This is a genomic window from Microbacterium paraoxydans (assembly GCF_019056515.1).
Classification (GTDB): Bacteria; Actinomycetota; Actinomycetes; order Actinomycetales; family Microbacteriaceae; genus Microbacterium.
Map to the genome: position 1 here is coordinate 2,125,383 of NZ_CP064873.1, position 23,479 is coordinate 2,148,861.

Here is a 23,479-nt window from a genome sequence, read left to right on the forward strand (position 1 = left end):
ACATCGGCCGGCCTCACGGCACCTCGTCCACAACTTCGGTGACGACGCTCGTCGTCGACTCCGGCGTGTCGCCGATGACCCCTCCTGACCCGTAGCCCTCCGCGATCGAGTCCACGAGTCCGTGATCCGTATCGACGACGATGGTCGTCGTCCGGTGGCCGGGAACCGCATAGCGCAGCGTCGCCGTGCCGTCACCCTCGTCGACCAGCTCGAAGCCCGGGATCAAGGCGATCGCGCGGAAGAAGGCCGCTCTCAGCTCGGCCGGCATGAGGTTGATCGCGGACGGGTCGGAGAGGCTCGCCACCACCCACCGATCACCCTCCGCACCGGTCAGGCCGGAGCGGGCACGCAGCCAGTCCCGCAACGCCGACGGTTCCCGCGGCATCTCCTCGTAGTACGGGCGATAGCCGTCCGCCAGGTGCGGGACGGGTGCCGGATCGCCGTCGCCGACCGGCCAGGCGCCGCCCGGGAGGACCTGCACAGTGCCGCGCTCGCGGATCGCCGCTCCGGGTGACGAGGGCCACTCCTGTGCGGCGCGCGTGCCCTGCGCGCCGAACGACCGTACGACTTCGGCGTTCCCCCAGTCGTAGAACCAGTCCGCCGAGCGGTCGGCAGGGACGTACAGCACCCGCGTGTCCCTGACCAGGACGGCGGCGTCCCCCGTGTCGCGGGAGGCGTTGAAGGCGAAGGTGTCGTCGTCGCCGTCGTCGGCGGCGTCTCGATCCCAGAACTGGACGAACTCGTCGACGGTCTCGATCCGGATGTACTGTCCCGCGCCCGGGGCGAGGTCCTGGGCGTCGACGGTGACGCTCGCCGCCTGCTCGAGCACCGCCGCAGCGGCGGCATCGGGCATCACCGGGAACAGGAGGCCTCCGGCTCCCAGCGCCACCACCGCGGCTCCGGCCGTCAGCCCCCCGATGACGAGGCCGGTCCACACCCGCGCCCGTCGTCGCCCGCCCCGCGGAGCATGTGCGGCGGACACCGCGGTCGCCAGAGCGGCGCGGGCACGGCGGACGCTCTCCTCCGACGGTTCCGCCTGATCCGCACCGAGGTCACGCACTCGTTCCATAAGCAGCATCGCTCTCCTCCTTCGCCATCCATGTCAGTCGGGTCTGCCCGCGCGAACCCGGCGGGGCGAGTCGTCGTCGCACCCGGTGGAGCCGCGACCGCACCGTCCCGACCGGGATGCCGAGGGCCTCGGCGATCTGCTCGTATGTGAGGTCGCCCCACGCATGCAGGAGAAGCACATCGCGGTCTCGGGCGGGAAGTCCGGCGATGCGGGGCGCGAGCGCTCGCAGGGCCGCGTCGGCGTCCAGCCGCGCATCCGAGGCCGCGTACGGGTGCTCCCCGGGTCCGGCCGCGGCGGACGTGGCTTCGAAAGCCCGCCACTGCCGCACTTCGGCGGCACGGTGCCGCTTGACCATCCGCGTGGCGATACCGAGGAGCCACGGGAGGGCCGACACGACATCGAGATCGAAAGACGCCCGACGGCGGAACGCGACCAGGAACGTCTCGCTGAGCACGTCGTCGACCGCATCCTCGCCCACCCGCCGCCGGATGTACCCGCCGACCGGGCGCACGTGCCGCTCGAAGATGGCGGAGAACGCCCGCGGCTCGTCGAGCGACCGGGCGATGACCTCGCTGTCTGTGTTCACACTCTGTATTGCCGTATTGCCCGGGAAGCGGAATCCGGTTCACGCTTTCTCGCGGAGGTCCAGCCGCATGAGCACGCGAGGGAAGCCGTCGAGGACCGAACCCGTGTCCGCCGCCTTCTCGAACCCCGCGTTCTCGAAGAGCCGCCGGGTCCCGACGTACGCCATCGTGAGATTGACCTTCGCCCCGGCGTTGTCGACCGGATAGCCCTCGATCGCGGGCGCGCCTCGTTCCCTGGCATAAGCGACGGCGCCTTCGATGAGAGCGTGGGAGACCCCCTGCTTGCGGTGCCCAGGGCGGACCCGGAAGCACCACAGCGACCACACGTCGAGGTCGTCGACATGCGGGATGAGGCGATTGCGCGCGAAGCTCGTGTCGCGTCGAGGGTGCAACGCCGCCCAGCCGACCGGCTCGTCGTCGAGGTAGGCGAGCACGCCGGGAGGAGGATCCTGGTGGCAGAGCTCACGCACCCGCTCGGCCCGTGCGGGACCGCGAAGGGAGACGTTCTCCTTGTTGCCGATCCGATAGCTCAGGCAGAAGCAGACGTTCGACGTCGGTTTCTTCGGTCCCACGACCGCCGCGACGTCGTCGAAGACCGTCGCCGGGCGCACCACGATGCTCATGCGGTCAGTGTGGCGGAGACCACGGACACCGGCGGACGGACGCCCCGACGGGTGCCGCTATTCCCCGCGCAGCACGTCCAGCGCGTGCTGGAAGTCCTCCGGATAGGGCGAGGCGAACTGCACCCACTCCCCTGTCGTCGGATGGGCGAAGGCCAGCTGATGCGCATGCAGCCACTGACGCGTGAGTCCGAGGCGGGCCGAGAGTGTCGGGTCGGCCCCGTAGAGCGGGTCCCCGACGCACGGGTGCCGGTGCGCCGCCATGTGCACGCGGATCTGATGCGTACGGCCCGTCTCCAGGTGGATCTCGAGCAGGGAGGCACCGGGAAAGGCCTCGAGCGTCTCGTAGTGCGTCACGGAGGGCTTGCCGTCCGGGACGACGGCGAACTTCCAGGAGTGGTTCGGGTGCCGACCGATCGGCGCATCGATGGTGCCCACGAGCGGGTCCGGATGCCCCTGCACCACCGCGTGGTAGATCTTCTCGACCGTGCGCTCCTTGAACGCCCGCTTGAGAGCGGTGTAGGCGGCCTCGCTCTTGGCGACGACCATGAGTCCGCTCGTCCCCACATCCAGACGGTGCACGACGCCTTGACGCTCCGGTGCACCGCTGGTGGCGACGCGGAACCCCGCGGCGGCGAGGGCACCGACGACCGTGGGCCCCTCCCACCCGAGCGAGGGGTGGGCGGCGACGCCCGTCGGCTTGTCGACGACGACGATGTCGTCGTCGTCGTAGACGATGCCCAGCTCAGGCACCGCGATGGGGACGATCTTCGGCCCCTCCTTCGGCTCCCACTCGACATCGAGCCAGGCACCGCCCCGCAGGCGGTCCGACTTGTCGAGGGTGACGCCGTCCAGGCGGACGCCGCCGGACGCGGCCACCTCCGCCGCGAAGGTCCTCGAGAACCCGAGGAGCTTGGCGAGGGCGGCGTCGACCCGCGTGCCGTCGAGCCCGTCCGGGACGGGCAGCGAGCGGGACTCCACGCTCAGCGCCCCTCGGACGCGGCGGCGGCCTCGGCGTCCTCGTCGGTCTCGACCGGGGCGTGGTCGCGCTCACGCGTGCCGTCGAACCGGAGGCCGAACACCACCAGCAGGGCGACCGAGATCATCCCGGTGACGATGAAGATGTCGGCGACGTTGAAGATCGCCGGCATCATCCACGGCATGGAGATCATGTCCACGACGTGACCCACGGGGAACCCGGGCTCCCGGAACAGACGGTCAGACAGATTCCCCAGCACGCCCCCGAGGAGGCAGCCGAGGACGACCGCCCAGAGACGCGACCGCAGGCCAAACGCCTTCCAGACGATGACGCCCGCGACGACCGCGAGGGCGATGGTGAAGATCCACGTCACGCCAGAGCCGAGCGAGAACGCCGCGCCGGGATTGCGCACGTAGTAGAGCTGCAGGAACTCTCCGAGAACCGGGACCGCCTCGTGCAGCGGCAGGTTCTCGATGGTGAGGTACTTCACAAACTGATCGGCGGCCAGCACGACCGCTGCGAGAATCGCAACGATCGCGCCGGCCGCCGACCGACGAAGGGGACGACGTCCTGACAAGAGGGCGCCTTACAGGCCGATCGCGGAGACCGGCGTCGAGTCCGTGGAGCCCGACTTCTCGTCGAGCTCGCGGAGCTGGCCCTCGATGTAGCCGCGGAGCTGCGAGCGGTAGTCGCGCTCGAAGTTGCGCAGCTCGGTGATGCGGGCCTCCAGCGTGTTGCGCTCGCGCTCGAGACGTGCGGTCTCCTCGCGCTGCTTCGCCTCGGCCTCGGTGCGGATGCGGGCGACCTCGGCCTCGGCCTCGGAGATGAGCTGGTTGCGCTTGGCCTCACCCTCGGCCACGTGCTCGTCGTGCAGACGCTGCGCGAGCTCGATGATGCCGGCGGTGGCGGTGGCGGAGCCGGTCGGTGCGGCGTCGGCGGCGGGGGCCTCGGCCGCGGGGGCCGGGGTGGATGCAGCGGCAGCCGGCTCGGCGGCGGCAGCGGGAGCAGGGGTGGAACCCGACTCGTACGCGGCGAGCTTCGCCTTCAGCTCGGCGTTCTCCTCGAGAGCCTTGCGCCACTCGATGACGATCTCGTCGAGGAAGTCGTCGACCTCGTCCGGGTCGAAGCCGTCCTTGAAGCGGACGTGCTGGAACTGCTTGGTGACGACGTCATCCGGGGTAAGTGCCATGGGTGGCTCCTCTTTCGATGAGTTCGATTGCCAGTACCGATGTATGGCGTGTTCGTGATGTGGCGCGAACCCGGGGCGCGCACCTGGGTGCCAGCATAGCCCCCGAGCCTTGGGGTCGCGATGCCACGACACCCAGGCTCGGAGAACTCGCAGCCGTCCCCGGGCGCGACACGCGGGGTGGTCAGCGGATGAACAACCGGACGATGTTCATCAGGATCAGGACGACCAGAAGGGTCAGCGCGAAGCCGAAGTCCAGCGAGAGCTGACCGATGCGCAGCGGCGGGATGATCCGCCGGAAGAACCGGATGGGCGGATCGGTGACGGTGTACACCGCCTCCGCGGCGACGAGGCCAAAGCCCTTCGGACGCCATTCCCGATTGAACATCGGGATGTAATCCAGGATGAGCCTCGCGAAGAGCACGAGGATGTAGACCAGCAGCACCAGATGGACGATGCTGGCGAGGACCGAGACCAGCTGCACGGTCTACGAGTGGTCGAAGCCCGCAGACTCGGCGTCTGCGTGCGCGATACCCCCGTGACCGGACACCGCGATGTTCTCCGGCGAGAGCAGGAAGACCTTGGAGGTCACCCGCTCGATCCGGCCGTAGAGGCCGAGGGAGAGACCGCTCGCGAAGTCGATGAGGCGGCGCGCGTCGGCGTCGCTCATCTGGGAGAGGTTGATGATGACCGGGACGCCCTCGCGGAAGCTCTCCGCGATCAGCTGGGCGTCGCGGTACTGCTTCGGGTGGACGGTGAGGATCTCGTTCACGGCTCCTGCTGCGGGCTGGCGGACGGCGACGGGACGACGGAGCGGCGTGACGGGGGCCGGAGCCGGCTCTTCGCGCTCACGCTCGCGCTCGCGCTGGGCGCGCGCGGGTGCCGGCGTCTCCTCTTCGTAGACCTCTTCCTCGTCGGCGAGGCCGAGATACACCATGGTCTTCTTCAGCGGGTTACCCATCGTGTCCTCCGGTTCGAACGTTTCGGGCTGGTCTTGTCACAGGTTAACCCCGGGCGGGGCGCGGTCCCGTGATTGCGGAACCGATCCGCAGGTGTGTCGCGCCGGCGGCGATGGCCTCGGCGAAGTCGCCGGTCATCCCGGCGGAGATCCACGTCGCGTCGGGAGCGACGGTCCGCACGTCGGCGGCGATGTGGTGCAGACGGGCGAAGGCGCTCGCGGGGTCCTCGTCGAGGGGCGCGACGGCCATCACGCCCCGGAGCCGCAGCGAGGGCAGGCTGAGCACGTGCTCGGCCAACGCCACCGCCGACGCCGGCGCCACCCCTCCCCTGCCCTCGTCCTCGGTGAGGTTCACCTGCACGAGCACGTCGAGCACCTCGTCGGTCTCTGCGGCACGATGCAGGGCGTCGGCGAACCGGTCACGGTCCACGGAGTGCACGACGTCGGCGCTCCGCCGGATCGCCGCGGCCTTGTTCGTCTGTCCCTGTCCGATGAAGTGCCACTCGAGGTCGAGCGCGGAGAGCTCGCCCGCCTTGGCGGTGAGCTCCTGCTGTCGGTTCTCCCCCACCGCGTGCACCCCGAGGGCATGCAGATCGCGCACCAGCGAAGCGGGGTGGAACTTCGTGACGACGATCCGGGTGATCTCCGCGGGAGACCGCCCGGCGGCACGCGCGGCGTCGGCGATCCTGTCGTCGATCGCCGACAGCCGCGCGGCCAGATCCGATGGCGCCGAGGCGCCGACCGGTGTCGTCACTTCAGGAATTCGGGGATGTCGATGTCGTCGTCGGCGAAGGCCGGCTCGATGCTCGTCGCCGGCGTGCGCGGTGCCGCGGGCGCCGGGGCGGGCTCGGGCGTGCTCTTCTCGGCGGCAGGCTCGCTGGTCTCCGACAGCGCCACCTCGGGAAGGGACGCGGTCGAGGGACGCGAGACGACCATCGGGTCCAGTCGCAGCGAGGGCTCCCCGCCGTCGAAGCCCGCGGCGATCACGGTCACCCGCACCTCGTCGCCGAGCGTGTCGTCGATGACCGTGCCGAAGATGATGTTGGCCTCGGGGTGCGCGGCCTCCTTGACGAGGTCCGCCGCGTCGTGGATCTCGAAGATGCCGAGGTTCGAGCCACCCTGGATCGAGAGCAGCACCCCGTGGGCGCCTTCGATGGAGGCCTCGAGCAGCGGCGACTCGACGGCGAGCTCCGCCGCCTTGATCGCGCGGTCGGCGCCGCGGGCCGAGCCGATGCCCATCAGGGCGGATCCGGCGCCCTGCATGACGGACTTCACATCGGCGAAGTCCAGGTTGATGAGACCGGGGGTCGTGATGAGGTCGGTGATGCCCTGCACACCGGCGAGGAGGACCTGGTCGGCGGTGGCGAACGCCTCGATCATCGAGATGCCGCGGTCGCTGATCTCGAGCAGACGGTCGTTCGGGACGACGATGAGGGTGTCGACCTCTTCCTTCAGCTTCGCGACGCCCGCCTCGGCCTGGCTCTGGCGGCGACGCCCCTCGAAGGAGAACGGCTTCGTGACGACACCGATGGTGAGCGCACCGATCGACTTCGCGATGCGGGCCACGACGGGAGCGCCACCCGTTCCGGTGCCACCGCCCTCTCCGGCGGTGACGAAGACCATGTCGGCACCGGTCAGCGCCTGCTCGATCTCCTCCGCGTGGTCCTCTGCGGCACGACGACCCACCTCGGGGTCGGCACCGGCACCGAGGCCGCGGGTGAGCTCGCGGCCCACGTCCAGCTTGACGTCGGCGTCGCTCATGAGCAGCGCCTGGGCGTCGGTGTTGACGGCGATGAACTCGACTCCGCGGAGACCGAGCTCGATCATGCGGTTGACGGCGTTGACGCCGCCACCGCCGACGCCGACGACCTTGATCACGGCGAGGTAGTTCTGGTTCTGGCTCATGGCCGGCCTCCGATTAGTAGAGCCTGGAAGGGGGAACCTTAAACCTCAACTAGAGGTGTAAAGTATTTCCCGGTATTGCGTTCTCTCAGATCGAAGGTAAGCGCCGCCCGCCCGCGCGCCCGCAACGCCGTGGGCGTGTCGCGCCATTCCTGCGGAAAGCGTTCAGCCGACGACCGCGACGTCGGGCGAGGTCACGTCGATCGACGAGGCCGTGGGGTTCTTCACGAGCGCCGCGGAGAGCGCGAGCGCCTTCAGCGCGCTGTCTTCCTCGCTCCCCCACACGACCGTGAGGCCGGAGTCGAGGGTGAGGGTCACGTCGTCCGCCGTCGAGGCACGGACGCCGGTGAGGGCGCTGCGGATATCGGCGGGGAGGGCACGCACGACGAGCCCGGCGCTGCGGAACGCCGAGGAGTCCACGCCGCCCTCGACCTCGACGAGCGGCTGACCTGCCGGGCGCTCCTCGGTCGTCGAGAGCGCGACGCCCGCGGCGTCCACGAGGGTGAAGCCGGCACCGGACTCGATCACGCCGATCGGTGTGCGCTCGACGATGCGGACCGTGAGGTCGTGCGGGGGTCTCGCCTCCAATGCGTAGGTCTCGATGAGCGGGAAGGCCAGCAGCGCGGCCTTGACCTCACTGGTGTCGACGAGCGCGAGCGGCGTTCCCATCTGGTCCGCCAACGCACCCTCGATCACCGCCGGATCGATCGTGGTCGTCCCGGTGACCGTGATGCGCTCGACCGCGAAGAGCGGACTGTAGGCCGCCGCGACGCTTCCGCCGATCAGCAGCACGATCGCGCCGACGACGCTCAGCCAGGTGATGCGGCGCCGACGCGAGCGCTGGGTGAACCGACGGATCTCCGCGCGGAGGGCCTTGCGACGCGCGCGCGCAGCCCGCCAGACGTCCATCGAGGAGCTCGGGACGTCCGCTTCCTGCTCCCCCTCGACCCCGGGGGCGACGAGATGGTCCTGGACAGCCTCGTCCGCCGGCGACGGAGCGGCACGGCGGCGGCGGAGGCTGCGCGCGGATGCGGCGTCCGTCTCCTCCGGTGCATCCGGGGCGCTCGGGAGCGGGGGCGGCCGGCGCATGGGCTACGCCCCGTCGGTCCGGCGCAGCGAGTCCAGCACCTGCGGGATGATCTGATAGACGTTGCCGCAGCCGAGGGTCACGACGAAGTCGCCGTCGGTCGCCACGGATGCCGTGTAGTCGGCCGCCTCCTGCCAGTCGGCGACGAAGTGCACGCGGGAGGGGTCGTGGAACGCGCCGCTCACCAGCTCGCCGGTGACGCCGGGCACCGGATCTTCCCTGGCACCGTAGACGTCCAGCATCACGGTGTGGTCGGCGAGCTCCTCCAGGACGTCCGCGAACTCCTGGTACATGTGCTGCGTCCGCGAGTAGGTGTGCGGCTGCTGGATCGCGATCAACCGTCCGGAGCCGGCGATGCTGCGCATGGCTTCGAGCGCCGCACGCACCTCGGTCGGGTGGTGGGAGTAGTCGTCGTAGACCGTGACCCCGCGCTCCTCGCCATGACGCTCGAGACGACGGACGGTCCCCGCGAAGCCTTCGACGGCGCGCACGGCGTCGCGGAGCGGGTGGCCGAGCGCGAGCAGCACGGCGACCGCCCCGGTGGCGTTGATCGCGTTGTGCACGCCGGGGACGGCGAGCTGCATTCGCTCGGTCTCGCCGCCGTGCGAGACGACCGCGGCGACGGGACCTGCCGTGACGATCTCGCTGACCCGGACGTCGGCACCCTCGGCCTGACCGAACGTCAGGACCCGCGGGTGGGACAGTCCTGCCAGCACCCGGAGCGCGCCAGGGTCGTCGCTGGAGATGACGACCGCCTCCGACGCGGCGTCCGCGAAGCGCACGAAGGCGTCGTGGAAGGCCTCGTCCGAGCCGTAGTGGTCGAGGTGGTCGGGGTCGACGTTCGTGATGAGCGCCACCGCCGTGTCGTAGAGGAGGAAGGTGCCGTCCGATTCGTCGGCCTCGATGACGAAGAGGTCGCCGCTCCCGGTGGCGCTGGACGTGCCGAGCTGCTCGATCACGCCACCGTTGACGAAGTGCGGATCGGCGCCGAGGTCACGCAACGCGGTGACGATCATGCCCGTCGAGGTCGTCTTGCCGTGCGCACCCGCCACCGAGACGAGGCGTCGCGTGCCGATCAGCCAGTGCAGCGCCTGGGACCGGTGGATGACGTGGAGGCCCCGCTCCTTGGCGGTGACGAACTCGGGGTTCTCCGGCCAGATGGCGCCGGTGTGCACGACCGTGTCGGCGTCGCCGAGGTGGGCGGCATCGTGACCGACGTGCACCGTCGCGCCCGCGGCGGCCAGCGCCCGCAGGTTGTCGCTGTCGGCACGGTCGCTGCCGGAGACGCGGATACCCGCGTCGAGGAACATCTTGGCGAGTCCGCTCATCCCGGATCCACCGATGCCGATGAAGTGCGCGGAGGTGATCGTGTCGGGGATGGGGAGGGAGAGGTCGGGTCTGATCATGTCCGCTTCAGTCTACTTTTCGTTCGCGTCCGGGCGGCGGCGTCACGCCGCACCGAGGGCACGATCGATCATCGCCACGACGTTCTCGGTCCCGGTGCGGGTGCCCACGGTCTCCGCGGCCTCCGCCATCCGCCGGATGCGGTCGGGATCGCCGAGCAGCGGCACGACGATCCGCCGGACGGCGTCGCCGTCGAAGGTCGCGTCGTCGAGGAGCTGCGCGGCACCGGCGGCCACGGCCGATCCCGCGTTCAGACGCTGCTCCCCGTTGCCCACCGAGTACGGCACGTACAGCGCGGGGATGCCGAGCGCGCTGATCTCGCTGACCGTCGCCGACCCCGAGCGCGACACGATGAGGTCGGCCAGGGCGAACGCCAGATCCATGCGGTCGACGTACCGCCGGAGGGCATAGCCGGCGACGCCCGGATCGGGAAGGCCGCTGCGCTCCCCCGTCACATGCAGCAGTTGCCAGCCCCCGGCGAGGATGTCGCGCCAGGAATCCGCCAGAGCGTCGTTCAAGCGCTGCGCTCCGAGCGAGCCGCCGAAGACGAGCAGCACGGGGCGATCGGGGTCGAGCCCGAAGTACTCCGCGGCCTCGGCGCGCCGTGCCACCCGGTCGAGCGTGATGACCTCGCGCCGCAGCGGCATGCCGACCACCTCGCTTCCGCGGAGGGGCGTCCCGGCGAACGCGACGCCCACGCCCGCGGCCGCACGGGCACCGAGCACGTTCGCCAGCCCGGGCTTCGCGTTGGCCTCGTGGACGACGAAGGGCACGCGCTCGCGACGCGCGGCGACGTAGGCGGGTGCGGAGGCGTAGCCGCCGAAGCCGACGACGACGTCGATGCCGCGCTGCCGGATGTGCGCGCGCACCTGCGCGATCGCCCGACGGAATCGCGCGGGGAACGCGGCGGCCTGCGCGTTCGGCCGCCGCGGGAACGGCACCTTGTCGACGATGAGCAGCTCGTAGCCGCGCTCGGGGACGAGGCGGGACTCCAGGCCTTCGGCCGTGCCGAGCACGAGGACCGTCGCGTCGGGGTCGCGCTCGCGGAGCGCGTCGGCGACGGCGAGCAGCGGATTGACATGGCCGGCGGTGCCACCGCCGGCGAGGAGGTACGAAGTCACCTCGCGACCCTACCCCGCTCGGCTGACTGCTTCTCGGCGACCGGGATGGTCCGCGCGAAGGCCAGCAGCACACCGCAGGCGATGAGCACGGCGAAGAGCGCCGTCCCTCCCTGGGACATGAAGGGAAGGGGCACACCCATCACCGGGAAGACCCCGATGACGACGCCGATGTTCAGGACGGCCTGGCCGACGATCCAGACCGTGATCCCCCCGGCCGCGACGCGGATGAAGGGGTCCGAGGTCTTGCGGATCACGTGGAACGCGCCCACCGTGAAGAACGTGAAGAGGGCGAGCACGACGATGCAGCCGATCAGCCCCAGCTCCTCGCCGACGATCGCGAAGATGAAGTCGTTGCCGGCGGCGGGCAGCCACCCGTACTTCTCCTGGGAATTGCCGAGACCGAGGCCGAAGACACCGCCGGAGGCCATGCCCCAGATGCCGTGGATCGACTGGTAGCAGTCCGTGTAGTACAGCGCCATGTCGTCGCAGGTGGCGGTGATGCGGCGCATGCGGTCCTCGCTGGAGAGCGCGTACGCCAGCACCGCGACCACGCCCAGGATCATCGGGATGATGAACAGCCGCAGCTTCACGCCGGAGAAGAAGAGGCAGCCGAGGAGGATGAGGACCATCACCATCGCGGTGCCGAGGTCCTTGCCCGCGAGCACGGTGCCGATCGCCAGCGCGCCGACCGGCACGACGGGGATGAAGACGTGGTGCCAGGTGCCGAGCATGGTCTGCTTGCGCAGCAGCACCGCGGCGATCCACAGGGCGAGCGCCAGCTTGAGGAACTCGGACGGCTGCATCTGGAAGCCCGCCACCTGGATCCAGTTCCGGTTTCCGCCGTCGGCGATGCCGAGCGGCGTGAACACCAGGAGCTGGAGGGCCACCGCGCCGAACAGCGCCGGCCAGGCCATGCGCTTGAGGAACTCCACGGGGAAGCGGCTGATGAGGAACATCATCGGGATGCCGAGCAGGGCGAACACACCCTGCCGGAGGGCGCCGTCCAACGGGTTCTGCGCGTTGGCCACGGCGGTGGCGCTCGTCGCGGACAGCACCATGACGAGGCCGAAGATCGTGAGGAGCAGGGCGGTCGACGCGATCAGCAGGAACTCGGTCGAGACCGGCGTGAACCGGCGCCCGAGCGAGACCCGGGCCGCGAGCCCGCCCGACTCAGACCGCGGAGGGCGAGCCACCTGCGTCATCGGTGCTCCCCCGATCGATCCATTCCTGCACCGCTTCGGCGAAGCGGTGGCCGCGATCCGCGTAGCTGGAGAACTGGTCGAAGGATGCGGCGGCGGGAGCGAGGAGCACGGTGCCCTCCCCGTCGACGATCCCCGCCGCGATCTCCACGACGCGGTTCATGACCTGTCCAGTGTCGCCAGCATCGACCTCGAAGACCGGCACCGTCGGCGCGTGTCGCTCGAATGCCGCGACAACGGCCGTGCGGTCCACTCCGATGACGACCGCCGCGCGCGCGGTCGAGCCGGCGTCCGCGACGAGATCGGCGATGTCGACGCCCTTGAGATCGCCGCCGACGACCCATACCGCGCCCGGGTACGCGCGCAGCGAGGAGGCGGCGGCGTGCGGGTTCGTCGCCTTGGAGTCGTCGATCCAGGTGATGCCGGCATGCCGCGCGACCACCTCGATGCGGTGCGCGTCCAGCCGGAAGCTCTGCAGCGCCCCGTGGATCGCCTCGGGCTCGATTCCGAGGGACCGGGCGAGAGCACTGGCGGCGAGGATGTTCTGCACGATGTGCGGGGCCGACAGGCCGGCGGCCTCCAGGTCGGCGACCGTCGTCAGCTCCAGGGCACTGCGGGCCCGGTCGTCGAGGAAGGCCCGATCGACGAGCAGCCCCTCCACGACGCCGAGGTCGCTCGGGCCGGGGATGCCCAGGTCGAAGCCGATGGCACGAGCGCCCTCGACGACCTCGGCCTCCTCGACCATCCGCCGCGTGGCCTCGTCGGCCTTGTTGTAGACGCAGGCGACGCGGGTGTTCCGATAGACCAGGGCCTTCGCGTCCCGGTACGCCTGGGCGCTGCCGTGCCAGACGAGATGATCGTCGGCGAGGTTGAGGCAGACCGCGGCGTGCGGGAAGAGCTCCCCCTCCGGGCGCGACAGGCCGAGATACCAGAGCTGGTGGCTGGAGAGTTCGACGACGAGCACGTCGAAGCCGGCCGGATCCCGGACCGCGTCGAGCACGGGGACGCCGATGTTGCCGCAGGGTGCGGCGCGCAGTCCGCCGGCGACGAGCAGCGTCGCCGTGAGCTGGGTCGTGGTCGTCTTGCCGTTGGTGCCGGTGATGAGCACCCAGTCGGCCGGCGTGCCGTCCGCGCGGAGGACCTTGTCGCGCACGCGCCAGGCGAGCTCGACGTCGCCCCAGAGCGCGATGCCCTCGTCCCGGACCCAGCGGATGACGGGGTGCGACGGAGCGAAACCCGGGGAGGCGATGACGACCTCGGGCGCGAACGCCGTCAGCGCCTCGGGCACGGCGTCCAGCGGACCGAGCTCCAACCGGGCGCCGATGACGGGGAGCAGACGGGCGTACTCCTCCTCCGCCGACGCGCTGAGCACGAGGACGTCGGCACCGAGCTCGGCGAGGGTGTCGGCGACGGAGAAGCCGGTCATGGAGAGGCCGAGGACGGCGACGCGCAGGCCACGCCAGTCGGCGTGCCAGCTCGTCAGCCCGGCCAGGCGCTCAGCCGACACGGGTCAGCCATTCCACGTAGAAGAGACCGACGGCGGAGACGGCGAGCAGACCCGCGATGATCCACATGCGCACCACGATGGTGACCTCCGACCATCCCCGCATCTCGAGGTGGTGGTGGAACGGGCTCATGAGGAAGAGCCGCTTGCCGCGGGTGATCTTGAAGTAGGCGCGCTGCAGGATCACGGATCCGGAGGCGAGCACGAAGACACCGGCGATGATGAGGAGCAGCAGCTCGGTACGGGTCATGACCGCCATCGCGGTGATGACGCCGCCGATGGCCATCGAACCCACATCTCCCATGAACACCTTGGCCTTCGGGGCGTTCCACCACAGGAAGCCGATGAGGCTGGCAGCGAACGAGGCCGAGATGATGGCGAGGTTGAACGGGTCGCGCACCTCGTAGCAGCCGCCGAGGGAACCGGGGTCTCCGCCGATGCAGGGCTGCTTGAACTGCCAGAACGCGATGAGGCTGTACGCACCGACGACGATCACGCCCGCACCGGCGGCGAGGCCGTCGAGGCCGTCGGTGAGGTTGACGCTGTTGGAGGTCGCGACCCCGATGATCGAGATCCAGGCGAGGTAGAGGATCCAGCCGAGGATGACGCCGAACGCGAAGAGGTTCAGCCACGTGATGTCGCGGAAGAGGGAGATGGACGCACTGGCCGGCGTCTGCCCCCACTTGTTCGGGAAGTTCAGCGCCACGATCCCGAACGGGATCACGACGATGAGCTGCCCGATCACCTTGCGCCACCCGGAGAGCCCGAGGCTGCGCTGGCTGCGCACCTTCATGTAGTCGTCGATGAACCCGACCACGCCGAAGCCGACCATGAGCCAGATGACGAGGATCGCGGACAGCGCCGGGGTCTCGCCGCTGACGAGGACGCCGGTGAAGTAGCCGACGATCGAGCCGAGGATGAAGATGACCCCGCCCATCGTGGGCGTGCCGCGCTTGGCCTCGTGGCTCGGGTTGCCGGCGGCTTCCGGGGTGCGGATGACCTGCCCCCAGCCCCACTTCCGGAAGAGCCGGAGGAAGACGGGAGTCAGGAAGAGAGTGAAGGCGAGCGAGATGGCCGCCGCCATGATGAGGGACCTCACGAGAACAATTCTCCCAGACGATCGCCGAGATGCCGGAGGCCCACGGAGTTGGACGACTTCACGAGGACCCGGTCGCCGTCGCGCAGCTCGGTGCGGAGGTACTCGAACGCGGCGTCCTGGTCCGGCAGATGCACGGCCTCGCTGTCCCACGATCCCTCGCCGACGGCGGCGAGGTACAGCCGACGGGCCTCCGGGCCGACCACGACGATGCGCCGGATGTTGAGGCGCACCGCGAGGAGGCCGATGCGGTCGTGCTCCTCCCCCGCGCTCTCGCCGAGCTCGCTCATCGCGCCGAGGACGGCGACGGTGCGCTCGTCGGGGCCGGTGATCTGGGCGAGGGTCCGCAAGGCGGCTGCCATCGAGTCGGGGCTGGCGTTGTACGCGTCGTTGATGATGCGGACGCGGTCGTTGCCCAGGGGCTGCATGCGCCAGCGCTCGGCGATCTCGACGGTCTCCAAGCGGGCGACGGCGTCGGCAGCGGCCACACCGAGCTCGACGGCCGCGGTGATCGCGGCGAGGGCGTTCGTGACGTGGTGCGCGCCGAGGACGCGCAGCCGCAGCGGCAGCCGCTCCCCCGCGACCTCGATCACGCACTGCGTGCCGGAGGCCGAGACCTCGATGTCGCGCGCGTGCACGGCGGCCGCGGCGGACTGGCCGAAGCCGACGACCCGGAGGCCGCGGCTCTCCGCGAGCTCGCGCATCGCCCACACCCGGGCGTCGTCGGCGTTGAGCACGGCCGTGCCGGGCACGCGGGCCGCGGCGACGAGCTCGGACTTGGCCTTCGCGGTGGCCTCGATGCCGCCGAAGCCCCCGGCGTGCGCCATCCCGACCATGAGCACGACGACGAGGTCGGGCTCGACGAGGCCGGCGAGCCGCGCGATGCTGCCCGGCGCGGCGGCGCCGAACTCGCTCACGAGGAAGCGGGTGTCGTGCGTGACGCGGAGCATCGTCACCGGGGCGCCGACCTCGTTGTTGAAGGACTTCACCGGAGCGACGGTCTCGCCCTCGTCCTCGAGGATGCGGGCGAGGAAGTTCTTCGTCGTCGTCTTGCCGTTGGAGCCGGTGATGCCGACGATGCGCAGGTTCCCGCCGGCGCGTACGCGCGCCACGACCTCGCGGGCGAGGTCGCCGAGCGCGGCGACGGCATCCGAGACGACGATCTGTGAAACCGCGACGTCGACCGGACGCTCGACGATCGCCAGCACCGCGCCGGCTTCGACAGCGGCGCCGACGAAGCGGTGTCCGTCCGTCTCGGCTCCGGGCTTGGCGACGAAGATCGACCCGGCCTCCATGGTTCGGGAATCGGTGTCGACGATGCCGTCGACCACCGTCTCCGGCGTGTGCTCTCCGGCCACGCGCAGCTCACCACCGACGGCGGCGGCGATCTCAGCGAGCGTCAGGGCGATCATGTCATCTCCATGCGCGGCTCTCGCCGGCTATCCGAACTTGGGGAGGAGCGCGTCCATCGGGACAGAGGACGGCATCACGCGATAGGTCTTCATCACCTGCGTCATCGCCTTCTGGAAGGCGGAAGCGGTGGCCGCGGACGATACAACCTTAGTCGGCTCGTCGAGGGTCACCACGACGACGTACTGGGGGTCGTCGACGGGAGCGAAGCCCACCATGCTGGTGTAGTAGACGCCCGCCTTGTAGCCGCCCTTGCCGTCGGACACCTGTGCGGTACCGGTCTTGCTGGTCACGCGATAGCCGGGCACCTGGATGCGATCCGCGTTCCCGCCCTGCACGGCCACGTTCTCGAGCATGCGCGTCAGATCGGCCGCGGTCTGCTCCTTCACGATCTGCTCGTGCTTCGGCTTCGGGGTCTCCGTGACCGTCCCGTCGGGTGCGGTGCAGGACTCGACCATCGTCAGGTCGATCTTCTCCCCGCCGTTGGCGATGGCCTGGTATGCGCCGGCGAGCTGAGGAGCCGTCACGGTGAAGTACTGGCCGAACGTCGTGGTGTAGAGCGACTGGCTGTCCCAGTCGCTCACCGGGTGGAGGATGCCCCCCACCTCGGAGGGGAAGTCCAGCGTCTTCTGACCCACGCCGAAGCGCTGCAGGTAGTCGTAGCGGACCTCGGGGGCGACCATCGTGCCGAACTTCGACAGCGCCGTGTTGGACGAGTCGATCAGTCCGCCGGCCAGCGTGTAGTTGTACGCGGGGTGGCTGAACGCGTCGTTGACCACGGCGCCGTTGGGGAAGGTCTCCCGCGACGAGGCCGTGACGGTGCTGAGCGGAGTGAGGCCGGCACCCTCCATCGCCGCCGCCGCCGTGATCGCCTTGAACGTCGAGCCCGGCTCGAAGTCGCGGTGGAAGATCTGGCTGTAACGGGTCTCCGGCGTCGAGGAGTCCAGGTCGTTGGGGTCCATGGCCGGCCACTCGGCGGCGGCGCGGATCTTGCCCGTGCCCACCTCGACCACCGTCACGGTCCCGCCCTTCGCGCCCTGCTTCTGGGCCTCCTCGCCGACCATCTGCTGGAGGTACCACTGGAGGTCGCTGTTGATCGTGAGCTGCACGGTGCCGCCGTTCACGGCGTCGGTGACGGACTCGCTGCCCGGGATCACGACCCCGTCCTTGCCCTTGCGGTACGTCTTCTCACCGTCCACGGGCGCGAGGCACGACTCCTCGAGCTGCTCCACACCGGCTTTGGCCTCGCCCGTGTTGTCGAGGAAGCCGAGCACGTTGCCGGCGACCGCGCCGTTCGGATAGACCCGCGTCTCACGCGGCTTCAACGCCAGGTAGGACCCGAGGCCGAGGTCGCGGAGCGCGATGTACTGCTCGGTGTTCAACCCGGTCTTCAAGGGCGCGTACTGGCTGTTCGGGTTCTCGGCCAGGGCGTCCGAGACCCGCTTGCGGATCTCGTCGCCCGGCACGCCCGTGATCTCGGCGATCTTCTCGGAGGCCTCGGCCCACGGCAGCGCCGGGTCCTTCTCCTCCGTGAGTCGGATCACCTGCGGGCTGAGCTGGGCGTCGTACACCATGACGCTCGACGCGAGGACGGTGCCCTCCGCGTCGACGATGGAGCCGCGCTGTCCGGGGATCGTCGACCCGTCCCCGATGTGCTCGAGGGACTGGCTGACGTGCTCGTCGGCGCTCACGACCTGGATGTCGATGAGGCGGACGACGAACGCCACCAGCACCGAGAGGATGACCGCCAGTGCGACGACGGTGCGTCGCCGCGGTCCGCGCGTGGCTCGTGTCGTCATGGGATCTCTCCGTCGATCGGGATGGTCAGTGGGTCGTGGGGCTGGGGAGGCCGTCGGTGAGGGCGGGCGGCAGATCCGTCGCGGGCGGAGTCCCGCCTGTGGACTCCTCCGCGGTCTGCTCCGCCGCGGGCGTCTCCTCGGTGACGAGGACGTTGCCGACGGCCGCCGGTCCGTGGGGGTCGACCGTCGAGATCCCCTCCGCGCCGGCACCGGCGCCGAAGACCGCGCCGTCGCTGAGACGCAGATACGAGGGCGCTCCCGCGACGACCATGCCGAGGTCGGCCGCATTGCCGGCGAGCACCTGCGGAGAGCTCAGACCCGTGAGCTCCTCCTTCAGTGCATCCGTGCGGAGATCGAGCTCGCGCTGCTGGGAGGTGAGCCCGGCGAGGGTGAACGAGTCCTGCGTGATGGCCAGGGAGAGTCCGACCTGCGCGGCACCGATCGCCAGGGCTCCGCCGAGGGCGACGAGCGCGTAGGCGAGCTTCGGCTTCCGCCGCCGCGCCGGCGCCGTCACGGGCTGGAGGCGGCGCTCCGGGGTCTTCTCCGGGACGACCGGCTGCAGCGGCAGGGTCGGCTTGCGGACTGCGTTCATGCTCATGCGCTCTCCCGCACCTTCTCGGCGGCGCGCAGGCGCACCGGTATCGCACGCGGGTTGCGTGCGCGTTCTTCGTCGTCGGCGAGTTCCGCCCCCTTGGTCAGGATGCGGAATCGGGGGGCGTGCTCCGGCAGCTCGACAGGGAGGCCGGCGGGCGCCGTCGAGGAGGACGCGGCGGCGAAGGCCTGCTTCACCAGCCGGTCCTCGAGGGACTGGTACGACATCACGACGATGCGACCGCCGACGGCGAGAGCGTCCATCGCGGAGGGGATGGCGTCCGCGAGCACGTTCAGCTCCGCGTTGACCTCGATGCGCAGCGCCTGGAACACGCGCTTCGCGGGGTGCCCCGCACGCTGTGCCGCGGCGGGCGTCGCCGCCACGAGGATGTCCACGAGCTCCCCGGAGCGGGTGATCGGCTGCTTCTGGCGGGCGTCGATGATGAAGCGGGCGTACCGTGCGGCGAGCTTCTCCTCGCCGTACCGCTCGAAGATGCGGCGCAGGTTCCCCTCGCTGTACGTCGCGATGACGTCGGCGGCGGTGATGCCCTTCGTCTGGTCCATCCGCATGTCGAGCGGAGCGTCCTTGGAGTACGCGAAGCCGCGTTCGGCCTCGTCCAGCTGCAGCGACGAGACGCCGAGGTCGAAGAGGATCCCGGCGGCGCCCTGGGCGTGCAGACCGATCTCGTCGTAGACCGTGTGGACGAGCGTGACGCGGTCGCGGAACCGGGCGAGCCGCTCCCCCGCGATCTTCAGCGCGTCGGTGTCGCGGTCCAGGCCGATCAGGCGGATGCCGGGGAAGCGCTCGAGCAGCGCCTCCGAGTGCCCGCCCATGCCGAGGGTGGCGTCGACGAGCACGGCGCCGTCCTCCTGGAGGGACGGCGCGAGGAGCTCGACGCAGCGGTCGAGCAGGACGGGGGTGTGGATGTCGCGGAGGTTCATGATCTCTCTCGGGTCCGACCTTCGGCTCTGATCCCCCTCCGCTTCTCGACCCGGCACCGGGGAAGTGTGTCGGGGCGGGAGCGGCGGGGCATCACAGCCGTGGTCAGAACAGTCCGGGAATCACCTCCTGCTCCAGCTCGGCGTAGGACTCCTCGCCGGCGGCGAGGTAGGCGTTCCAGCTCTCCGCATCCCAGATCTCGGCGTGGGCGCCGACTCCGGTCACGATGAGCTCCTTCTGAAGACCCGCGTACTGACGCAGGTGGGCGGGGATGGTGATGCGGTTCTGGCTGTCGGGCATCTCCGCACTGGCACCGGAGAGGAACATGCGCATGAAGTCACGCGCCTGCTTGTTGGCGAGCGGGGCCTGACGGATCCGCTCGTGCATCGCCTCGAACTCGGCCGTGCTGAAGACGTAGAGGCACCGCTCCTGACCCCGGGTGACGACGATGCCGCCGCCCAGGTCCTCGCGGAACTTCGCGGGAAGGATGACCCGTCCCTTGTCGTCCAGCTTCGGTGAGTGCGTGCCCAGCAGCATCGGCCATCACCCCCTCTCCGTCCGGCCAACTCGAGGTGCGCCCCACTTTACTCCACTTTCCTCCACATTCCTACGATGAATCCCGCGTATCGCGCCGCGGTTCGCGACCCGCACGCTCGCGACCCGCGAGATTCCGCGGTGGAGCAAGGTGGAGGGCGAGTGGAGGGCCAGTGGAGGACTCACACGGCGTCAACGGACCGAAGACACGAAAAAGCCCGGATGCTCAGCATCCGGGCTTCGTGGTGGAGGAGAAGGGAGGGGGCTCAGTGACCGTCCTGGCGCCGATCCCACCGGTCATTCATGCGATCCATGAAGGAGGAGGAGTCCTGCCGCTTCGGGGCGGTGCGCGTGCGCGTCTCTGCCGGACCGCTGCGCCGGACCGGGGTGACGGCCAGCATCACTCCGCCGAGCATGGCCGCGAATCCGATGACGCCGACCACGATGCCCCAGACGTCGCCGAGGATGACACCCACGACCAGTCCGCCGATGCCGGCGAGCAGGAGGAGGGCCCCGTAGACGAGGTTGCGATAGCTCAGCGTGCGATCACCCGACGGCGCGCTCACGACGTCGGCGTCATTGTGCAGGAGATGGCGTTCCATCTCGTCGAGCAGACGTTGCTCCTGTTCGGAGAGTGGCATCTCATCCCCCTCGGGTATCGTGCCCTCCAGTCTACGCGCGAGCAGCGTCCGGGGCTAGCGGTTCCCGCCTCACATCCTTTACGTATGCTGGGAGTCGTGCCGTCCCCCACCCCCTCCGTCGCTGAGGCCGTAGCCGCGCGACTGGACCTCTTCCTCGACCGCATGCGAGCCGAGTCGGCCGAGTACGGCGAGGACGCCGCCGCCTTCCTCGCCGCGGCGGCGGACACCCTCTCCGGCGGCAAGCGCCTGCGCGCCCGGTTCTGTCACGCCGGGTGGCGTGCGGTCGCCCGGTTCCGCGATCGTCGCGCGGTCGAGGACGACCACCTGTGGGACGCCTGCGCCGCCCTCGAGATCTTCCAGTCGGCCGCTCTCGTCCATGACGACCTGATCGACAACTCGGACACCCGTCGAGGACGCCCCGCCGCCCACCGCGCACTCGAGTCCTCGCACCGCGCCGCCGGATGGTGGGGCGACGCCGCCGCCTTCGGGCGCGCCGGATCCGTCCTGCTCGGCGATCTCCTCGTGGCCTGGAGCGACGACCTCCTGGAGTCGGCGCTCGACGGGCACGCCGAGGCGAGGACCGTGCGGGCGGAGTATGCCCGGATGCGGCGCGACGTCACGACCGGGCAGTTCCTCGACATCGCCGAGGAGTCGGCGTGGAGCGTGAGCGACGACCGCGAGCACGCCGAGCGGGCGCTCCGCGTCGCCTCGCTGAAATCGGCGCGCTACAGCATCGAGCAGCCGCTGGTCCTCGGAGCGAGCCTGGCCGGCGCCGATGCCGACCAGACACGGGCGCTGCGCCGCTTCGGGCATCCGCTCGGTCTCGCCTTCCAGCTGCGCGACGATGTGCTCGGCGTGTTCGGCGACGCCGCCGTCACCGGGAAGCCCGCGGGCGACGACCTGCGGGAGGGCAAGCGGACCGTGCTCATCGCCTTCACCAGGGAGCGCCTGGACACCTCGGCCCGCCGGGTGCTCGACGAGATGCTCGGCGATCCCGACCTGTCGGCATCCCAGGTCTCCTTCCTGCAGGAGACGATCGCCGGAACCGGGGCTCTGGACCGCGTCGAGACGATGATCGCCGACTACGCCAGGGACGCCGACCGCGCACTGACCGGCGCGCGCCTCGACGACGCAGCGGTCGGCGAGCTGCGCGACCTCGCCAGGGCCGCCACCGTGCGCTCCTCCTGAGCAGGCTCAGGCGAGCGTGCGCGCGAGCCGGCGCACCTCGCTCTTGTGCCCCGCGAGGAGAGAGGCGATCGGCGAACGCCCGAGGGTTTCGTCCTCGGCGAGCAGCCAGTCGATCAGCTCGTCGTCGGAGAACCCGGCGTCCTGCAGCACGATGATCGTTCCGCGCAGCGAGCTCAGCGGCTGTCCGTCCACGATGAACACGGAGGGGACCGCGAAGACACCGCTGCGGCGCGAGCCGACGAGGTAGTGCTCGTCGATCAGGCGTCGCACGCGACCCAACGGCTCGCCGAGGACCTCGACGAGGTCGGGCATGGTCAGCCACTCGAGCGCGGAGTCAGGGGTTGCAGCGACGTTCTCAGACACGGTGCCACTATCTCACCTCCACGGCCCGGTCGCATGTTCGTCACTTCCGTCCCATGCGTCACACCCGTCACTTCTGTTGACATCTCTATACATCCGTGTCAGCGTGAAGTGCTCGAAAAGGGGGCCCGACGTGATCCTGCAGACAGCCGTGGCCGGCGCTCTCGCCGCCACCCTGACGGCGACACCCGCCGCCGCACCCGCACCACCGCTCGCACCGCACGAACGCCAGCGCGTCGCTCCGACGCGCGTCGTACCCACGCAGAACGTGCCGCCGGGGCACGTCGTGCAGCCGGGCGACACGGTCGCCGGCATCGCCGGTCGGTACGGGCTCCGGACCGCCGACGTCCTCAGCTGGAACGGGCTCTCGATGCGCTCCGTGATCTACCCCGGGCAGACTCTCTCCCTGCGGGCACCTGCGGCGGCTCCGGCCCCGGCCGCGACGCTCGCCTCTGCCGCGGCGAAGACGCACGTCGTCGCGGCCGGCGACACGGTGTTCGCCATCGCCCGGACGTACGGGACCTCGGTGAGCGCCGTCCTCGCCGCGAACGGCCTGCCCCAGGGCGCGATCATCTACCCGGGCCAGAAGCTCGTCGTCTCCGCGGGTGCACCCGGAGCCCCCGCGGCCGCGCCGGCCGCAGCGCCGTCGACGCCCGCCCCCGCACCGGCCGCCGCCACGCACACCGTGGCCGCCGGTGAGACGCTGTTCTCGATCGCGCAGAAGTACGGCACCACGACGCAGTCCCTCTTCGCCTGGAACGGCCTCGAAGCCTCGTCGATCATCTATCCCGGTCAGAAGCTCGCCGTCCAGGGTGCTCCGGCGCCGACGCCCGCCGCCGCCCCGAGCGGCCAGCGCACCGCCGCCCTGAATGCGGAGCAGGCGGCCAATGCCTCCCTCATCATCCGCATCGGCCGTGAGCTGGGCGCCTCCGACCGCGCGATCGCCACCGCTCTGGCGACGGGGATGGTGGAGTCGGGTCTGCGGAACCTCGACTGGGGAGACCGGGATTCGCTCGGCCTGTTCCAGCAGCGCCCCAGCACGGGCTGGGGCACGCCGGAGCAGATCATGGATGCGGAACGGAGCACGCGGGTCTTCTACGGCGGAACCGGCGATCCCAACGGCGACGTCACCCGCGGTCTGTTCGACATCCCCGGGTGGGAGTCGCTGTCCTTCACCGACGCGGCGCAGGCCGTGCAGATCTCCGCCTACCCCGAGCGCTACGGGCAGTGGGAGACGCAGGCGTACGCGTGGCTCGCCCAGCACGGGTGACGATTCCGGAAATCCGGATGCGTCGAGGGGTGAGGCG

The 23,479-nt window shown here is 70.4% G+C and carries 25 protein-coding genes; 2 read left to right on the forward strand and 23 right to left on the reverse strand.

Translation table 11 applies throughout. The features are described from left to right. Window positions 1-13: 13 nt before the first annotated feature. From IZR02_RS10235 to IZR02_RS10340, 22 genes are all read right to left on the reverse strand, one after another. Complete coding sequence (locus IZR02_RS10235) at window positions 14-1,078, reverse strand: hypothetical protein (protein WP_162817584.1); 1,065 nt, start codon at window positions 1,076-1,078, stop codon at window positions 14-16. After that, window positions 1,053-1,655: an RNA polymerase sigma factor gene (locus IZR02_RS10240; protein WP_025105076.1), complete on the reverse strand. Its 603-nt coding sequence runs from the start codon at window positions 1,653-1,655 to the stop codon at window positions 1,053-1,055. Before IZR02_RS10240 ends, IZR02_RS10235 begins: the two co-directional genes overlap by 26 nt. A 39-nt stretch (window positions 1,656-1,694) precedes the next feature. Next, a complete protein-coding gene (locus IZR02_RS10245) occupies window positions 1,695-2,276 on the reverse strand; it encodes a GNAT family N-acetyltransferase (RefSeq protein ID WP_025105077.1) in 582 nt (193 codons plus the stop codon). A gap of 57 nt (window positions 2,277-2,333) precedes the next feature. Continuing rightward, window positions 2,334-3,254 (reverse strand): RluA family pseudouridine synthase, encoded by a 921-nt coding sequence (locus tag IZR02_RS10250; protein ID WP_025105078.1) that lies wholly within the window; start codon window positions 3,252-3,254, stop codon window positions 2,334-2,336. Window positions 3,255-3,256: 2 nt separating this feature from the next. Beyond that, complete coding sequence (lspA, locus tag IZR02_RS10255; protein WP_036293163.1) at window positions 3,257-3,829, reverse strand: signal peptidase II; 573 nt, start codon at window positions 3,827-3,829, stop codon at window positions 3,257-3,259. A 9-nt stretch (window positions 3,830-3,838) separates the two neighbouring features. Continuing rightward, window positions 3,839-4,441, reverse strand: coding sequence for a DivIVA domain-containing protein (locus tag IZR02_RS10260; RefSeq protein ID WP_025105080.1), 603 nt, complete (start codon window positions 4,439-4,441; stop codon window positions 3,839-3,841). A 181-nt stretch (window positions 4,442-4,622) separates the two neighbouring features. Continuing rightward, window positions 4,623-4,922 carry a YggT family protein gene (locus IZR02_RS10265; RefSeq protein WP_025105081.1) on the reverse strand — a complete coding sequence of 100 codons (300 nt, stop codon included), beginning with the start codon at window positions 4,920-4,922 and terminating at the stop codon, window positions 4,623-4,625. Window positions 4,923-4,925: 3 nt separating this feature from the next. After that, window positions 4,926-5,399, reverse strand: coding sequence for a cell division protein SepF (locus IZR02_RS10270; protein WP_025105082.1), 474 nt, complete (start codon window positions 5,397-5,399; stop codon window positions 4,926-4,928). 43 nt (window positions 5,400-5,442) lie between these two features. Beyond that, a complete protein-coding gene (locus IZR02_RS10275) occupies window positions 5,443-6,150 on the reverse strand; it encodes a YggS family pyridoxal phosphate-dependent enzyme (RefSeq protein WP_025105083.1) in 708 nt (235 codons plus the stop codon). Then, window positions 6,147-7,301 (reverse strand): cell division protein FtsZ, encoded by a 1,155-nt coding sequence (gene ftsZ / locus IZR02_RS10280; protein WP_025105084.1) that lies wholly within the window; start codon window positions 7,299-7,301, stop codon window positions 6,147-6,149. The genes IZR02_RS10275 and ftsZ overlap by 4 nt, the downstream gene beginning before the upstream one ends. A gap of 162 nt (window positions 7,302-7,463) precedes the next feature. Then, window positions 7,464-8,387 (reverse strand): FtsQ-type POTRA domain-containing protein, encoded by a 924-nt coding sequence (locus IZR02_RS10285; RefSeq protein WP_025105085.1) that lies wholly within the window; start codon window positions 8,385-8,387, stop codon window positions 7,464-7,466. A 3-nt stretch (window positions 8,388-8,390) separates the two neighbouring features. Continuing rightward, a complete protein-coding gene (gene murC / locus IZR02_RS10290; RefSeq protein WP_025105086.1) occupies window positions 8,391-9,791 on the reverse strand; it encodes a UDP-N-acetylmuramate--L-alanine ligase in 1,401 nt (466 codons plus the stop codon). 42 nt (window positions 9,792-9,833) lie between these two features. After that, window positions 9,834-10,910 carry a UDP-N-acetylglucosamine--N-acetylmuramyl-(pentapeptide) pyrophosphoryl-undecaprenol N-acetylglucosamine transferase gene (locus IZR02_RS10295; protein WP_025105087.1) on the reverse strand — a complete coding sequence of 359 codons (1,077 nt, stop codon included), beginning with the start codon at window positions 10,908-10,910 and terminating at the stop codon, window positions 9,834-9,836. Further along, window positions 10,907-12,112: a putative lipid II flippase FtsW gene (ftsW, locus tag IZR02_RS10300; RefSeq protein WP_025105088.1), complete on the reverse strand. Its 1,206-nt coding sequence runs from the start codon at window positions 12,110-12,112 to the stop codon at window positions 10,907-10,909. Before ftsW ends, IZR02_RS10295 begins: the two co-directional genes overlap by 4 nt. After that, window positions 12,081-13,616 (reverse strand): UDP-N-acetylmuramoyl-L-alanine--D-glutamate ligase, encoded by a 1,536-nt coding sequence (murD, locus tag IZR02_RS10305; RefSeq protein WP_025105089.1) that lies wholly within the window; start codon window positions 13,614-13,616, stop codon window positions 12,081-12,083. Before murD ends, ftsW begins: the two co-directional genes overlap by 32 nt. Next, on the reverse strand, window positions 13,606-14,712 hold the full coding sequence (gene mraY / locus IZR02_RS10310) for a phospho-N-acetylmuramoyl-pentapeptide-transferase (RefSeq protein ID WP_025105090.1): 1,107 nt from the start codon (window positions 14,710-14,712) through the stop codon (window positions 13,606-13,608). The genes murD and mraY overlap by 11 nt, the downstream gene beginning before the upstream one ends. Then, window positions 14,709-16,121 carry a UDP-N-acetylmuramoyl-tripeptide--D-alanyl-D-alanine ligase gene (locus IZR02_RS10315; RefSeq protein WP_025105091.1) on the reverse strand — a complete coding sequence of 471 codons (1,413 nt, stop codon included), beginning with the start codon at window positions 16,119-16,121 and terminating at the stop codon, window positions 14,709-14,711. The genes mraY and IZR02_RS10315 overlap by 4 nt, the downstream gene beginning before the upstream one ends. Window positions 16,122-16,148: 27 nt before the next feature. Beyond that, window positions 16,149-17,918: a peptidoglycan D,D-transpeptidase FtsI family protein gene (locus IZR02_RS10320; protein WP_025105092.1), complete on the reverse strand. Its 1,770-nt coding sequence runs from the start codon at window positions 17,916-17,918 to the stop codon at window positions 16,149-16,151. A 25-nt stretch (window positions 17,919-17,943) separates the two neighbouring features. After that, entirely contained in the window at window positions 17,944-18,516 is a 573-nt protein-coding gene (locus IZR02_RS10325; RefSeq protein WP_025105093.1) for a hypothetical protein, read from the reverse strand. Next, window positions 18,513-19,451 carry a 16S rRNA (cytosine(1402)-N(4))-methyltransferase RsmH gene (gene rsmH, locus IZR02_RS10330; protein WP_025105094.1) on the reverse strand — a complete coding sequence of 313 codons (939 nt, stop codon included), beginning with the start codon at window positions 19,449-19,451 and terminating at the stop codon, window positions 18,513-18,515. The genes IZR02_RS10325 and rsmH overlap by 4 nt, the downstream gene beginning before the upstream one ends. Before the next feature lie 103 nt (window positions 19,452-19,554). Beyond that, window positions 19,555-19,986: a division/cell wall cluster transcriptional repressor MraZ gene (gene mraZ / locus IZR02_RS10335; RefSeq protein ID WP_025105095.1), complete on the reverse strand. Its 432-nt coding sequence runs from the start codon at window positions 19,984-19,986 to the stop codon at window positions 19,555-19,557. Window positions 19,987-20,249: 263 nt separating this feature from the next. Next, complete coding sequence (locus IZR02_RS10340) at window positions 20,250-20,624, reverse strand: DUF3040 domain-containing protein (protein WP_025105096.1); 375 nt, start codon at window positions 20,622-20,624, stop codon at window positions 20,250-20,252. An 84-nt stretch (window positions 20,625-20,708) separates the two neighbouring features. On the opposite strand from IZR02_RS10340, the gene IZR02_RS10345 reads away from it, so the two are divergent. Then, the gene (locus IZR02_RS10345; RefSeq protein WP_051582272.1) at window positions 20,709-21,812 is read left to right on the forward strand and encodes a polyprenyl synthetase family protein; all 1,104 of its coding nucleotides are present in this window, start codon (window positions 20,709-20,711) and stop codon (window positions 21,810-21,812) included. 6 nt (window positions 21,813-21,818) lie between these two features. On the opposite strand, the gene IZR02_RS10350 is transcribed toward IZR02_RS10345, so the two are convergent. Further along, window positions 21,819-22,175 carry an Rv2175c family DNA-binding protein gene (locus tag IZR02_RS10350; RefSeq protein ID WP_025105098.1) on the reverse strand — a complete coding sequence of 119 codons (357 nt, stop codon included), beginning with the start codon at window positions 22,173-22,175 and terminating at the stop codon, window positions 21,819-21,821. 130 nt (window positions 22,176-22,305) lie between these two features. Here IZR02_RS10350 and IZR02_RS10355 point away from each other — a divergent pair, with 130 nt between their 5' ends. Further along, window positions 22,306-23,442 (forward strand): LysM peptidoglycan-binding domain-containing protein, encoded by a 1,137-nt coding sequence (locus tag IZR02_RS10355; protein ID WP_025105099.1) that lies wholly within the window; start codon window positions 22,306-22,308, stop codon window positions 23,440-23,442. The last annotated feature ends 37 nt before the right edge of the window (window positions 23,443-23,479 follow it).

Coding starts and splice junctions, on each gene's coding strand:
- IZR02_RS10235 (WP_162817584.1), bottom strand. CDS start 1,078: ATGCTGCTTATGGAACGAGTGCGTGACCTCGGTGCGGATCAGGCGGAA.
- IZR02_RS10245 (WP_025105077.1), bottom strand. CDS start 2,276: ATGAGCATCGTGGTGCGCCCGGCGACGGTCTTCGACGACGTCGCGGCG.
- IZR02_RS10260 (WP_025105080.1), bottom strand. CDS start 4,441: ATGGCACTTACCCCGGATGACGTCGTCACCAAGCAGTTCCAGCACGTC.
- IZR02_RS10270 (WP_025105082.1), bottom strand. CDS start 5,399: ATGGGTAACCCGCTGAAGAAGACCATGGTGTATCTCGGCCTCGCCGAC.
- ftsZ (WP_025105084.1), bottom strand. CDS start 7,301: ATGAGCCAGAACCAGAACTACCTCGCCGTGATCAAGGTCGTCGGCGTC.
- IZR02_RS10285 (WP_025105085.1), bottom strand. CDS start 8,387: ATGCGCCGGCCGCCCCCGCTCCCGAGCGCCCCGGATGCACCGGAGGAG.
- murC (WP_025105086.1), bottom strand. CDS start 9,791: ATGATCAGACCCGACCTCTCCCTCCCCATCCCCGACACGATCACCTCC.
- ftsW (WP_025105088.1), bottom strand. CDS start 12,112: ATGACGCAGGTGGCTCGCCCTCCGCGGTCTGAGTCGGGCGGGCTCGCG.
- IZR02_RS10315 (WP_025105091.1), bottom strand. CDS start 16,121: ATGATCGCCCTGACGCTCGCTGAGATCGCCGCCGCCGTCGGTGGTGAG.
- IZR02_RS10320 (WP_025105092.1), bottom strand. CDS start 17,918: ATGACGACACGAGCCACGCGCGGACCGCGGCGACGCACCGTCGTCGCA.
- IZR02_RS10325 (WP_025105093.1), bottom strand. CDS start 18,516: ATGAGCATGAACGCAGTCCGCAAGCCGACCCTGCCGCTGCAGCCGGTC.
- rsmH (WP_025105094.1), bottom strand. CDS start 19,451: ATGAACCTCCGCGACATCCACACCCCCGTCCTGCTCGACCGCTGCGTC.
- mraZ (WP_025105095.1), bottom strand. CDS start 19,986: ATGCTGCTGGGCACGCACTCACCGAAGCTGGACGACAAGGGACGGGTC.
- IZR02_RS10340 (WP_025105096.1), bottom strand. CDS start 20,624: ATGCCACTCTCCGAACAGGAGCAACGTCTGCTCGACGAGATGGAACGC.
- IZR02_RS10345 (WP_051582272.1), top strand. CDS start 20,709: ATGCTGGGAGTCGTGCCGTCCCCCACCCCCTCCGTCGCTGAGGCCGTA.